Raw genomic sequence first — 13,635 nt, 5'->3', positions numbered from 1 at the left:
GCAAAGCAATCTGCATAAGGATTTGCGAATATAGCCCGCGGTTTCAACCGCGGGGATCCTCAGAAAATTGTATCATATCACATTGTGTATCCGCGGTTGAAACCGCGGGCTATATTTGAAAACCAGATTTGTAATTGTAATCTTTTTAAAACGCAAAGTTCGCAAAGCTTTATCATACTAGCTTTGCGAACTTTGCGTTTATGAGTACAATACAAGGGTCTAATCTTTGCGTGCCTTGCGGTTAAATTCTCTGTTTGTTATTTTAAAACCGTCGCCAGTTCTATAATTTCGAAATTAGGATCATGCGTAACAAATTCCCTTAGCATAGCTGTATGCCCGGCTCCCAGTAAAACCATTATTTTGTCATCTTGGCTTTCAGTAAGTTTCTGAATTAAAGCATACATATAAAGGTTTCTTCTGTACCATTCCGAAACTAAATAGGCGCCAATAAAATTGTCTGTTTTTCCACCTTTAATAGCTGTTTCAAGATACCAGCTAATATTATGTTCATTTGATTTTCGAGTATTAATATCCAAAAGTAATTCGGTTAAAGAATATTTGGCAATTTTTTGATTTTGATCTGTTTCGTATTGTTTCATAATCTCCTGATTCTTTTTGATTAAATCGAGCTGATTGGCTTCTTTCATTCCTTTTACTAAACTGTCGTAAGGAAAATCGGCGTTGTTGTAGTCAATTCCGAATAACTTTTTATGGCCTAATTTTTTAGCCGACCTTAAAGCTACCTGTACTATTTCATCGGCATCTTTGTGAAGTAAACTATCTGCATTGCTGGCATAGAATTGATCCAGTTTAGCTTGTCTTTCATAGTTCCATTCCACAAATATTTTATCGGGACTAAATTTTTTAATTTTATTGGTGATGTTTTCTAATTCTTTCTGGCTTTTATCAGACATAACATTAAACGTGTTTACTTTCGCAACATCATGTCCGGGATTTTCAAAATGGAAGGTTCCAAGTAATAAAATTTGTTTCTTTTTGGATTGAGCTGAAAGAGAATGAAATGCAATAAAAAGGACTAGTAATAAGGCGATTTTTTTCATGATGATTTGTTTTAAATTCAGAACAAACATAGCAGTGTTTTTCAGGAGTAATTTTGATATTTGATAAAGGGGTCTTTTTAGTTTATAAAAAGCCCTATTGTGTGGATGAAAATTTTCGTGTACGGTTTTTTATAGTTCATCCCGGGAAACAGAGGTTTTGTATAAATATGGTTTTGATTTGAAGTCATAATTGTATTTTTGAAATAATAATAACTCAACCATGAAGTCAAAGATTCCATTTTATTACCATATTTTTCTTTTTCTAGGATTGTACTTTACTTTTTACCTGTGGGATTTTGGAGTGAACAATAAAAAGTTAGATTTCATTTTTAGCAATCTTTATTTTCTGTTTAATCTAAGTTTTGTCGGATCTATTTTCGTTGTATATCTTTTTAATTTCTATACTTTTTGCGATTGGTTTTTGAATAGGAAAAAGATCTTTTTGTACGTATTAAGTATTCCGTTTTCGTTACTGATTTTCGGAGGAGTTCGTTATTTTTTGCAGGAAGTGGTTGTTTTTGAAATTACGGGAATTCATAATTACGCAGTCCAGAGCCGGGAAATAACCTATTACATCCGGGATAATTTTTTCTTCGGATTGCCGTCTGTCACCCTAAGTGCTATAAGTTATTTGTTTTTTCAGTTTCAGGAGACACAAAAACAAAATCAGCAGTTACTTTTAGAGAATAAAAAGGCAGAATTCCAAATGCTGAAATCACAGTTGAGTCCGCATTTTTTATTCAATACCTTAAATTCCTTTTACAGCCAGTTACTTGGTAAAAACGACGAGATTGCCTCAGATGTTTTAGTCCTTTCGGATTTGCTTCGTTATGTCGTTACTGAGACAGATAAGGACGAAGCAATACTTTCAAAAGAAATCCAGTTTATAAAAAATTATATTCATTTGCAGCAAAAGAGATTTGAAGATCAGCTTTATTTAAATTTTACCCTAGAAGGAGCGTATTCAGATGAAAAAATATTACCCGCAGTTTTAATTCATTTTACAGAAAACGTTTTTAAACATGGAAAGCTCAATGATCCGGAGAAAAAAGCAATAATTTCCATTCAGATTGAAGCAGGTTTTTTAGAAATTTCTACCTTTAATTATACTGCTGAAGGAGAAAATTATTACTCCACCGGAATAGGTTTTGATAATCTTGTGAGACGTTTGGAATATGCCTATAAAAATCAATTTCTTCTGGAAAAAACAGCAGAAAACAATACCTTTAAAATGTATCTTAAAATCCCTTTAAAAAAATAAAATGAAGCTCAAATGTATAATTGTGGATGATGAACCGCCAGCTACCCGTATTTTGAAAAACTATGTGGAAAAAGTTTCTTTTCTTGAAGAAATCGGAATTTTTAATGATGCACTGAAAGCATTGGACTTTTTAAATTCCAACAAAGTAGACGTTCTTTTTCTGGATATTCAAATGCCTCAATTAACCGGATTACAGCTTTCCAGAATTATTTCAAAAGACATTAAAGTTATTTTTACAACAGCATATCCGGATTTTGCATTAGAAGGCTTTGAACTAAATGCTGTTGATTATTTGCTCAAACCAATTGCGTTTGAACGTTTTTATCAGGCTGTTTCTAAACTTAACACTGAACTAAAAACAGAAGATGTTACAAGCAATTCATCTGATTTTATATTTATTAAAACAGATGGGAAAAATAAATTTCAGAAATTATTTTTAGACGAGATTTTATATATAGAAAGTCTTCAGAATTATGTTTGTATCCATACTGTAAAGCAACAGATTATTACACATTCTTCTTTAAAAAATGTAATTGAATCATTGCCCGAAAAGAACTTTATCCAAATACATAAATCGTATGTGGTGGCTTTTAAGCAAATTGAATCTACAGATAGTTTTTCGGTTTTCATCAATGCCAAAGAATTACCCATTGGAGCGACTTTTAAAGATGCTTTTTTTGAACGAATAGATCAGAATAAGATATAAGAGGGTTATTTAATTTTGAAGTTGGTTTAACCGCAAGGCACGTAAGGTTTTTTATTTATCAAAGCCTATATAAATGCAAAGTTCGCAAAGCTATCTGCATAAAGATTTGCGAATGTAGCCCGCGGTTTCAACCGCGGGTACGCAATGTGATATGATACAATCTCTGAGGATTCCCGCGGTTGAAACTGCGGGCTATATTTAAAATTAGGATCTTTTTTAAACAGAAAAGTTCGCAAAGCTATCTGCATAAAGATTTGCGAATGTAGCCCGCGGTTTCAACCGCGGGTACACAATGTGATATGATACAATCTCTGAGGATTCCCGCGGTTGAAACCGCAGGCTATATTTAAAATTATGATCTTTTTAAACAGCAAAGTTCGCAAAGCTATTCAATTACAGCCTTGCGAACTTTGCGTAAATCGTAGCGCCCTTTGCGGTTAAATTATTTTTTATTCTTCCCGTTTTTGTAAACCACTTTTTCTACCACCTGTACTTTAGGCGCCGTTTTGGTGTTGTTTTTCTTGAACGGTTTTTTAGCAGCAGGACCATTTTTAGAAGGTGCTTTGTCGCCTCTTCCTTTTTCGGCATCTTTTGCGCTTGCTTTAAATTCAGGTCTTTCTTTTGTGCTGTCTTTCTTCGGAATTTCTGCTTTATGCTTTGCTAAAACATCATTCGGGTTCTTAGGGTTTTCTTTAGTCCCTCTTAAATGAATTACTAATCCATTCAGGAAGTTACGCAAAACCTGATCACCGCATTCCATATAGTTTTCATGATCTTCTGCTCTGAAAAAAGCTCCTAATTCTGATTTTGTAATTCTAAAATCTACTAATTCTAAAATCTCAACTATTTGGTCATCACGGAGCATCAAAGCCACGCGAAGTTTTTTTAGGATATCGTTGTTCGTCATCGTTTAATTTTTTACAAAGGTACGTTTTAAAAGTAATTTGATTACAATTTATTGAACCGGGGTGCTGTTTTTTGCCACGAATTCCACCAATTTACACGAATTGCATTGTATTTAGAAATTAATTCGTGGAATTAGTGGCATACTTTTTTACATTATTTAGAATTACAGGCGTTTAAGATATTTACTAATTTGTCCAGATCTTCTTTGAGATGATTCGCCGTAACGACAATTCTATTGATGTCTTTGGAATTTTCCTGATACCTGAAATTGGCAATAATAATTTTATTTGCCTTTAGAATTTCAGTGATACTTTCAATTTCAATATAAATCAACGGATACGTTTTATGAAATTTGATGTTTTCATTTTTGATTAGTCTGGAATCGATATACTCCAGGTTTTCTATTAATTTCTGGTGCTGAACTTTATAAATTTCACGAGCTTCTGCCAGCGTTTGTACAAAAGCAGGATTCATTCCGGCTGCAGAAATAAAAATGTCCAGATTTTTTATCTGATTGATGAAATTTAAATCGCCTGCAATCACGCCACCCGTTAAGCCGAAAGCCTTTCCCAAAGAAGAAACCATGATTTTTCGTTTAACCGGGAATTGTATTTCATTATAAATTCCACAGCCATTCTGACCTAAAATTCCAAGGGAATGTGATTCGTCAATAACCAGCGTGATTTCTTTATGCTTGGGGATTTCTTTTAAAACCGATAAATCAATTGGTTTGGTCTGATAGGAAGGAACCCCATCCGTAAGAATCGTAATTCGTTCCTGCTTTGCATCTAATAATCGCGGATTGATTGCATTAGCTTCAAAAACAGGAAGGCTGTTACGGGACTTAATGGCAGGATGTGCGTCTGGGAAATGAAAATAACAATCGGTTTCTTTGTTCAGTTCCTCAATTACCATTTTTCCTGCAAGCATTCCCGACGAAACCGTAACGGCTGCTTCCGCTTTGATATGTTGCGCTAAAAACGCTTCGCCATCGTCATAAGCGGTCACTTTTACGTTTGCGCTTCTGGAACTTCCGTACGTTGTTCCCCAGCGTAAAATGTTTTTAACGGCCAATTGCTGAAATTCTTTGTGGACCGATAAACCCAAATAAGCAGTTCCGCCAAAATACAAATAGAGTTCCTGGTCTATTTCGATAATGCGATCCGGAAATTGGCTGACTTTCATTTGAACTAAATTAAAGTTACTCCGGTTCCGTTTAGTTCAGAATAGTGGATTACGCCGTTTTTTATGGTGACACCGGTTGCAATATCCTGCGCTAAAAGCAATGCGCCGTCCATATCTACATAATCCAGTTGCGGTAATAAATGGGCGATTGCCGAAATTCCCACCGTAGATTCGGTCATACAGCCCACCATGGTTTTCAATCCAAGTTTTTTAGCTTCCTCGATCATGCGTTTTCCCGGAGTCAGTCCGCCGCACTTGACCAGTTTGACATTTACACCGTGAAAATAGGTATGGCATTTTGCAACATCTTCTTCAATAATACAGCTTTCATCGGCAATAACAGGCAAAACGGAATGTTTGTACACTTCTTTGTGGGCTTCCCAATCGTCTGCTTTCATCGGTTGTTCTAAAAACTCAACCCCTAATTTTTTTAATTCAACGGCATTGTTAATCGTTTCATCCACTCCCCAGCCACAATTGGCATCGATTCTGAAAATGGCATCCGTATGTTTCCGTAATTCTTTTACAATGGCAATATCTTCCTGGGTTCCCAGTTTAATTTTATAAATCGGCCACGGCAGTTCCTTCATTTTAGCCAACATTTTTTCGATTGAAGCAATTCCGATGGTGTAATCGGTCATTGGGTTTTTATCGGGAGAATAGCCCCACAATTCATATAATTTTTTCCCTTTTTTGCGGGCATACCAGTCATTATAAGCCAGATCCAGAGCGCATAAGGCAAACATGTCGTGTTTTAAGAAAGGATATATTCTGGACCAGAAAGTTTCGGGAGTTTCGTTTTCGGTACTTTCAATACGATTTCTGATGGCTTCTAAATCCTGCATCATGACCGGAACCGTTGTTTTGTAATACGGATTGGAAGTGGCTTCTCCAAAACCGGAAAAACCATCGCTTTTGAGTTCAACAATCAGTGAAGGCTGAAAATCAATAGATTCCCTGGAAATGGTAAAAGTATGTTTTAGTTGTAGATTGTAATCTCTTAATATCAATTCCATAATGTGTTGTTTTAATTTAATATTTCAGCCATGAAAGTGCGCCAACAAAGCTGTCACGCCAGAGTTTTTCATTATGTTCCCCGCCTTTTACAATTTTTGATTTGGTAAGATGCAGGCAATAACAACGTTTTGTATCTAATAAACGTTCCATTTTGGTCATGTCTTGCACCATATTCTCATCTTCTTTATCACCGCATAAAAAGTAAATTTTGGTCTTGATTTTGTGCGTTTTTTCCGTTAAGGTGTAAATGTCTTTCGAGAACCAGAAAGAAGGGGAAAATACAGCGGCTTTGCCAAAAACTTCCGGGTATTTTAAAATGGCGTAATACGAAACCAGTCCGCCAAGAGAACTTCCCATAATGATGGTATTTCTGGCTTTTGGTTTGGTCCTGTAGTTTTTATCTATGTATGGTTTTACTGTCTTTACGATAAAATCGAGATAATTATCTGCATTTCCGCCACCGTATTTTTCATTTTTGAAGGGCGTTAATTCATCGATTCGTTTTTCGTTTCCGTGTTCTATTCCGACAACAATTACCTTTGCTTTTAGGCTGTCCAGTTTTTCATCGACATTCCATTCGCCCACATAAGAAGTTTTGGCATCAAACAAATTCTGCGCGTCGTGCATATAAATCACGGAGTATCTTTGGTCTGAAGCGGCATAATTTTCAGGAAGATAAATCCAGATTTTTTTTGTGGTTTTCAGCTGCGGGGCTTCCATGGTAAAAGTAGAAACGTTTTTGGAGGCGGTACTTTCCTGAGCCCTTCCGCTAAAGATCAGGAGTGAAAAGATAAAAAAGAAGAATACCCGATTCATATGCTCTATTGTGTTTTAGATTTAAAAACAATATTTTAGCTAAAAATAATAAATTGATGGATACCGAAGCACAAAAGAGAAGTTTACTTTTAGAAATGATTGCTTTCTCAACAGTCGATGGCCAGCTGCATAAAAGGGAATTGGACTTTTTGTGGCTCGTAGCCCAGGAATTGAATATAGATAAAAAAGATTTCCGGGATTTATTTCATCAGGAAAACCCTCCGGTAACGATAAAATCTGAATTTCAGCGCATTCAGCAATTCTACAGGCTGGCTTTGATTATGCATTGCGATGGTGTTTTGCATGAAAAAGAGGCTAAAGCGATCCAGCAAATCGCAATAGAAATGGGTTTGAACCCCAATGCTACCAAACGCATCCTGGATTTGATGCACAAAGCACCGAATGCTATGATCAATCCTAAATTATTATTGAAAGTTTTTCAGGAACAACACAATTAAGGCAATTGTTCCTGTAGTTTTTTAATATCATCACGCAATTTTGCGGCCTGTAAAAAGTCCAGATCCTTGGCTGCTTTTTCCATTGATTTTCGTTTTTCACGTATCATTTTCTCCAGATCCGGTTTAGACATATATTTAGTGTCAGGTTCTGCAGCGGCTGTCAAAGTATGTCCCAGTTCATAATCTACTAATGGATTTTTAGTAAAAGCACTTTCGATTTTTTTGTTTAAAGCCTGCGGTGTAATATTGTGCTCGGTATTGTAATTGATTTGTTTGGTTCTTCTGTAATCCGTTTCGTCGATCGTTTTTTGCATACTCGCTGTAATTTTGTCGGCATACAAAATCGCTTTTCCATTCAGGTTTCTTGCGGCACGACCAATGGTCTGAGTCAGGGATCTGTGGCTTCTAAGGAAACCCTCTTTATCGGCATCAAGAATGGCAACAAGCGAAACTTCTGGTAAATCCAAACCTTCACGAAGTAAATTCACACCAATTAAAACATCAAAAAGACCTTTTCGTAAGTCCTGCATGATTTCGATACGTTCTAATGTGTCGACATCAGAGTGAATGTAACGACAACGGATATTTACTTTGGTTAAATACTTGGCTAATTCTTCGGCCATTCTTTTGGTTAAAGTAGTCACCAGAACCCTTTCGTCTAATTCACAGCGCACCTGAATTTCTTCGATCAGATCATCAATCTGATTTAAACTCGGACGTATTTCTATAATCGGGTCCAACAATCCAGTCGGACGAATCACCTGTTCGACGTAAACACCATCTGTTTTTTCCAGTTCATAATCGGCAGGAGTTGCCGATACATAGATTACCTGATTTTGCAATGCTTCAAATTCTTCAAATTTCAGTGGCCTGTTGTCCATTGCAGCAGGCAAACGGAACCCGTATTCCACAAGGTTTTCTTTCCGGCTTCGGTCGCCTCCGTACATGGCGTGAACCTGCGAAACGGTTACGTGACTTTCGTCAACGACCATCAGATAATCTTTAGGAAAATAATCTAAGAGGCAGAAAGGTCTTGTGCCGGGTAATCTTCCGTCAAGGTATCTTGAATAATTCTCGATTCCGGAGCAATACCCCAGTTCACGAATCATTTCTAAGTCAAAATTGGTCCGTTCTTCCAGACGTTTTGCCTCCAGGTGTTTGCCTGTTTCTTTAAAATAATCGACTTGTTTGACCAGATCCTGCTGGATTTCCCAGATAGCACCCTGTAAAACTTCCGGAGAAGTCACAAACATATTGGCGGGATAGATCGTCAGCTTTTTAAATTTTTCAATGACCTGAGAAGTCTTGGCGTCAAAAGATTCGATTTCTTCAATTTCATCTCCAAAAAAGTGAATCCTGAAAGCATCATCAGCATAACTTGGATATACTTCAACCGTATCTCCCTTAATTCTGAAAGTTCCGGGTGTAAAATCAGCTTCTGTTCGCGCATATAAACTTTGCACCAGACTGTGCAATAACTTCGTTCTTGAAATGACCTGATCTTTTTCGATGGCGATTACGTTTTTCTGAAACTCGACCGGATTTCCGATACCGTACAGACAGGAAACAGAAGCAACCACCAAAATGTCACGACGACCGGAAAGGAGCGAAGAAGTAGTGCTTAAACGCATCTTTTCAAGTTCTTCGTTGATCGATAAATCTTTTTCGATGAAAACCCCCGTTACCGGCATAAAAGCTTCCGGCTGATAATAATCGTAGTACGAAACGAAGTATTCCACCGCATTATTCGGGAAAAACTGTTTGAATTCCGAGTAAAGCTGGGCCGCCAAAGTCTTGTTATGGGCTAAAACCAAAGTCGGTTTCTGCACTTCCTGAATCACATTGGCTACTGTAAATGTTTTACCGGAACCCGTTACACCCAGCAAGGTTTGGTATTTTTCACCATCAACAACTCCTTGTGCTAATTTTTGAATGGCTTGAGGCTGATCGCCTTTTGGACTATAATCTGAGGAAACTTGAAACTCCATTTTTGAGGGATGAAAATTTTAGTTTTGTAAAGATACAAAGTTTGAATCCTATAAAATAGTGCGTTGAAATTAAAAATTCAGACTATTTCAAAAAATCAACAATCGCATCGTTTACAATTTTGGGTTGATCTATGGTTAAAAAATGCCCCGCATCTTTTACGGTTTTGGTTTTGGCGTTGACTAAATATTTTTGGGCTCTTTCCAGGCTTTCCTCAGAATTGATCACATCCGTATCGCCAATTAAAACCAATACCGGATTTGAAATCGACTTTAGTTCATCATCTGAAAAAGGATGCATTTTGAGCATGCTGGAATTGGATTTTGCATATTTGTTGGCCAGATAGAATTGTCTTCTGTATACCGGATTGATATTCTCGGGATGGGCAGCAAAAGTTTTTAGTGTTTTTCCGAATTTCTTTTCACTCGGAAAAAGTTTAAGCATCAGGGCAGAAGATGTTTTGCCGACTTTGTCAATAAATTTAAAGGTTTGTGCCGGACTCAGTAAAACTACTTTGTCAATTGAATTTGTTTTTTGAGTAGCCAGTAAAGTCGCAATCCAGCCACCTCTTGAAGCACCGATAATATCAAAGTTTTTCAGTTTATAATGATTGAATATTTCGTTGTACCAAATTGCAATTTCTTCTGATGAAAGCGCCTTCGAGGTCATAGTCGATTTTCCCGGTTCCATCAGGAAGTCAATGGCGTAGACGCGGTAGGTTTTGGCTAAAGCTTTAATGTTGGGATACCACATGGTAGAACTGGCGTCCATACCGTGAAGCAAAACCAGGTCTTTACCATTTTTTGGTCCGGCCATGACCACATGGGCGGTGCCGTAGGAGGTTTTTATATTTTCTTCTGTATACGGAATACCCCATAGTTTCAGGGACTTGTCGTAGGTAGTAATATAGGCGTTTTTGTCTTTTCTGGTTTGAAAGATGTAATCGTCAAATTTGGCCTGTTTTGTAGAAGAACAGCCTGCAAGCAAAAGAAATACCAGAAACCTGAAGAGTAATTTTGTAATATTCATAAAATTCAATTTACACTAAAGGTACTTTAAAAAAGTCCGGATGGGTATTAGAATTTTATTTTAAAGTATCAAAATTACAATGTGCACAGTTGTAAATTAATGACTTAAATTTTCCAGGTTTTCTGCTGGGCTTCCGTTAAGAACGTCCAGGCTACAATACGGCTTGTTTTTTGGCCCTGAGCCATGTCAATCGTTTTGATCGAAGCTGCATTTACTTTGTTTAAAGTTTTATAAATGCTTGAAAGATTCTCCCTTTTGGAGACCAGCGTAGTAAACCACAAACACTGCATCGGGTATTTGGCGCTTTCGTAAATCATTTGGGTTACGAAACCAATTTCACCGCCTTCACACCATAATTCGGCATTATGGCCTCCAAAGTTTAAGACAGGATTTGTTTTTTTCTTTTCTTTTGGATTCAGGTTGGAAACTTTCCTTACAGTACTTTGATTCGCATCCTCAGCCGACGCATGAAAAGGCGGATTACAGATGGTAAACGTAAAACGATCCTCGGGTGTTATGATGTTTTTGAAAATAAACCGCGCTTCGGTTTGCTGTTGCAGGCTTATGGCGTCTATCAGTTTTGGATTGGCTTCAATGATTTTACTGCAATTTTCAATTGCTTTGGGATCGATATCTGTCCCTACGAAATTCCAGTCGTAAATCGCATGGCCTAATATCGGATAGATACAATTAGCGCCTGTTCCGATATCCAGTCCTAAAACGGAAGACCCTTCAGGCATAATTCCGTTGTTGGTTTCGGCTAATAAATCGGCGAGGTAATGAATATAATCGGCACGGCCGGGAATGGGCGGGCAAAGATAATTGGCCGGGATATCCCAGCCCTGAATGTCATAATAGGTTTGTAATAATGCCCTGTTGAGCATTTTTACCACTTTGGGATCACTGAAATCAATAGTTTCGATGCCATGAACGTTTATCGCGACATGGTTCTTTAATTCCGGACAATTCGAAATAAGAAGTTCGAAATCATATCGGAAACGATGCAGATTTCTGGGATGTAAACTGTTTTTTTCGGAATTGTCTATTGCTTTCATTTTGTAAATTTCCGTGCAAAGATAGTCATTCCTTTCGGAGGAAATGAGTTATTGAAAATCCAATTTTTTAAATTCCAAAATCTAAATTCCAAACGCGATAAATGTCCCGTGTCTAATCCATACATTCCATGAGCAGTAAATCACCATCAGTATGTGTAATGGTTACGAGACCATCGTTTGCAACGGAATTACTGCTGCCGGTTCTGTAGCCAATGGTAAGCGTATCATTTTCCAGCGGATACTCTAAATTGGTAGAGAAAATACCATTTACCACTCCAATCGGTATTAATGAAATCGGTGTTTTGGCCGTATACCATTTTTCGAATTTAGCAGGCAGCAAAAATATTTTGGAATGATCGTCGAGAATGACAATTTTAAGTAAATTTCGGTAACGAACGATGTTGGTTAAATTCGTTATCGTATGATCGGCACGTCTTCCGGTGGCCCAAACCACGTTTGCAGCCGGGATTTTACGAGCAATCAAATAATCAAAAGCCTTCTCTAAATCTGTTTTGTTTTGGTCCGGAGCATATACAATTTCAATCGGATATTGCGCTGATTTATAGCTTTCAGGATCAAAACCACGGTCAAAATCTCCTAATAAGACGTCTACTTTTATACCCAGATCAATAACTCTTTCGATAGCGGAATCGAGAACGATAACCAACGGTGACCATTCGAGTAACTGACCTAATAATTCCGGATCGCAGGCAGCTCCGTTGGCAATGATTAAAGCGGGTTCCTGGTCGTCGCGTACGATATGGTGTGAAGACATTTTTTGATTTAATTTTGATTTTGAAATGTCAAAGATAGGGAATCCCGCAAACTTAGTGCCCGGAAGCCTAATCTAATAATCTTCTGTGATAATTGATTTGTCCTAAGTGATACGCTAAATGTGTGGAAAGATGCACCAGAAAAAAACCGGTCGTCATTTCTTTTTCAAAAACAACCAAAGGATAAATAGCGTCTAAATCAGATGGGGTTAGTGTGTCAAATGCTTTTTGGACTACTAAAATAGTGTCTTCAATCTTTTGTATCAATTCGGCTTTCGGAATGTCTTTTAATGAAAATTCCAGTTCGCGATTTCTGAGATAGCCGGTTTTTCCAATTTCTCCTCCAATATACGTATTGATGTTTCCGATAAGATGCAGGCAAAGATTTCCGGCTGAATTTGAAATGTTTTTGTCGATTGCCCAGATTTGGGTTTCATTTTGATACGACTCAATCTCTAGTTTCAATTTGGTAAGATCGCGGTCAAAAAGCGATTTTAGGGTTTCGATTAGCATAAATCTGGTTTTTGTTTGTATTATTCTATTATGTATTTTTTGACATCAATTTCGCTAAGAGAAAAGTACCCTAGCGGAAAGTTAGATTTATCACTGATGTTGATAATATTGCCTTTTACGGTTGCTGGAGGGGACTGAAATGGCCCTCCAACATTGCTTCCGGCAATGCTCACTAAGATGTTCATATAATTGTAATATTGTTCGGAAATTCCATAATGTACGATCTCAATCTGATCGCCTGCTTTTAAGTCATCATCATCGGAGCTGCTGTAAATTTCGTTTCCCTGGTAAAATTTATCCTCAGAGGCATAAAACGTAGAGGTCACTTTACTGGAATAGGTGTATTTAAATAAATAGAAATTATCTTCATTTCCGGGATCATTATAAAACGCTTTGACTTCAATGTCTTTTCCGGTAAAACCGCCTTCGTTGTTTTGTTCGATGCGTGTAATGGGCGCTACAGATTTCATGGTTTCACTTGCTGTATAGGTGATGCCGTTGGTCACTACAGTTAATGTATACTGTCCGTTGATTACAGGTTTGAAATTATTGCAGACATAACGTCCGGTTTTGGAAACCTCAGTAAAATTGAATTGTTCGTTCTGACTGTTTCTTATAAAAACAACTGCACCTGAAACAACCGGAATCTGATTTTCAAAATAACCCGTCGTTGTGGTTAATTTTATGGATTGCTGTGCCCCATTTGTTCCTTTTCGCCAGTTGATGGCTGCTTCAATAACTAATTTGGGAGGAGCAGTATCCAGATCGACATCCACAACTTCTTCGCAGCTTGTAAAGAAGATTGACATAAAAAGTACGATTAATAAGGTTGCTTTTTTCATGATCTATTTTTTGTTTTCTTTTTACAG

General features: G+C 37.3%; 14 protein-coding genes. 3 read left to right on the top strand and 11 right to left on the bottom strand.

Features of this window, described 5'->3' with window-relative positions:
- Nucleotides 1-257 precede the first annotated feature (257 nt).
- Nucleotides 258-1,061 carry a DUF5694 domain-containing protein gene (locus tag GJU43_RS17500; RefSeq protein ID WP_154342378.1) on the bottom strand — a complete coding sequence of 268 codons (804 nt, stop codon included), beginning with the start codon at nt 1,059-1,061 and terminating at the stop codon, nt 258-260.
- A 442-nt stretch (nt 1,062-1,503) separates the two neighbouring features.
- Between GJU43_RS17500 and GJU43_RS17495 the strand changes: the two genes are divergently transcribed.
- Nucleotides 1,504-2,322 (top strand): sensor histidine kinase, encoded by an 819-nt coding sequence (locus GJU43_RS17495; protein ID WP_229655077.1) that lies wholly within the window; start codon nt 1,504-1,506, stop codon nt 2,320-2,322.
- Between the two features lies 1 nt (nt 2,323).
- Nucleotides 2,324-3,028 carry a LytTR family DNA-binding domain-containing protein gene (locus GJU43_RS17490; protein ID WP_154342374.1) on the top strand — a complete coding sequence of 235 codons (705 nt, stop codon included), beginning with the start codon at nt 2,324-2,326 and terminating at the stop codon, nt 3,026-3,028.
- A gap of 442 nt (nt 3,029-3,470) precedes the next feature.
- Here the strand turns inward: GJU43_RS17490 and GJU43_RS17485 are convergent, their stop codons facing one another.
- The 4 genes from GJU43_RS17485 to GJU43_RS17470 all read right to left on the bottom strand — a co-directional run bounded on the left by GJU43_RS17485 (nt 3,471) and on the right by GJU43_RS17470 (nt 6,952).
- Nucleotides 3,471-3,935, bottom strand: a complete 465-nt coding sequence (locus GJU43_RS17485) for a DUF1456 family protein (RefSeq protein ID WP_154342372.1) — start codon at nt 3,933-3,935, stop codon at nt 3,471-3,473.
- A gap of 152 nt (nt 3,936-4,087) precedes the next feature.
- Nucleotides 4,088-5,119: an aminotransferase class I/II-fold pyridoxal phosphate-dependent enzyme gene (locus GJU43_RS17480; protein ID WP_154342370.1), complete on the bottom strand. Its 1,032-nt coding sequence runs from the start codon at nt 5,117-5,119 to the stop codon at nt 4,088-4,090.
- Between the two features lie 5 nt (nt 5,120-5,124).
- Nucleotides 5,125-6,135, bottom strand: a complete 1,011-nt coding sequence (locus tag GJU43_RS17475; protein ID WP_154342368.1) for a dipeptide epimerase — start codon at nt 6,133-6,135, stop codon at nt 5,125-5,127.
- 16 nt (nt 6,136-6,151) lie between these two features.
- A complete protein-coding gene (locus GJU43_RS17470; RefSeq protein ID WP_154342366.1) occupies nt 6,152-6,952 on the bottom strand; it encodes an alpha/beta hydrolase in 801 nt (266 codons plus the stop codon).
- A 56-nt stretch (nt 6,953-7,008) separates the two neighbouring features.
- On the opposite strand from GJU43_RS17470, the gene GJU43_RS17465 reads away from it, so the two are divergent.
- Nucleotides 7,009-7,410, top strand: coding sequence for a TerB family tellurite resistance protein (locus tag GJU43_RS17465; protein WP_154342364.1), 402 nt, complete (start codon nt 7,009-7,011; stop codon nt 7,408-7,410).
- On the opposite strand, the gene uvrB is transcribed toward GJU43_RS17465, so the two are convergent.
- The 6 genes from uvrB to GJU43_RS17435 form a co-directional block, all read right to left on the bottom strand.
- Nucleotides 7,407-9,398 (bottom strand): excinuclease ABC subunit UvrB, encoded by a 1,992-nt coding sequence (gene uvrB / locus GJU43_RS17460; RefSeq protein ID WP_154342362.1) that lies wholly within the window; start codon nt 9,396-9,398, stop codon nt 7,407-7,409. The genes GJU43_RS17465 and uvrB overlap by 4 nt on opposite strands.
- Nucleotides 9,399-9,480: 82 nt before the next feature.
- Nucleotides 9,481-10,425, bottom strand: a complete 945-nt coding sequence (locus GJU43_RS17455; RefSeq protein ID WP_154342360.1) for an alpha/beta fold hydrolase — start codon at nt 10,423-10,425, stop codon at nt 9,481-9,483.
- A 104-nt stretch (nt 10,426-10,529) separates the two neighbouring features.
- The gene (gene rlmF / locus GJU43_RS17450; RefSeq protein WP_154342358.1) at nt 10,530-11,480 is read right to left on the bottom strand and encodes a 23S rRNA (adenine(1618)-N(6))-methyltransferase RlmF; all 951 of its coding nucleotides are present in this window, start codon (nt 11,478-11,480) and stop codon (nt 10,530-10,532) included.
- Nucleotides 11,481-11,592: 112 nt separating this feature from the next.
- Nucleotides 11,593-12,255 (bottom strand): thiamine diphosphokinase, encoded by a 663-nt coding sequence (locus GJU43_RS17445; RefSeq protein WP_154342356.1) that lies wholly within the window; start codon nt 12,253-12,255, stop codon nt 11,593-11,595.
- A gap of 67 nt (nt 12,256-12,322) precedes the next feature.
- Nucleotides 12,323-12,766, bottom strand: a complete 444-nt coding sequence (locus tag GJU43_RS17440) for a DinB family protein (RefSeq protein WP_154342354.1) — start codon at nt 12,764-12,766, stop codon at nt 12,323-12,325.
- Nucleotides 12,767-12,786: 20 nt separating this feature from the next.
- On the bottom strand, nt 12,787-13,608 hold the full coding sequence (locus GJU43_RS17435; RefSeq protein ID WP_154342352.1) for a DUF4249 domain-containing protein: 822 nt from the start codon (nt 13,606-13,608) through the stop codon (nt 12,787-12,789).
- Between the last annotated feature and the right edge of the window lie 27 nt (nt 13,609-13,635).

It is taken from the genome of Flavobacterium sp. LC2016-23 (assembly GCF_009674775.1).
Lineage (GTDB): Bacteria > Bacteroidota > Bacteroidia > Flavobacteriales > Flavobacteriaceae > Flavobacterium.
This window is presented reverse-complemented; position numbering and strand designations above follow the sequence as displayed.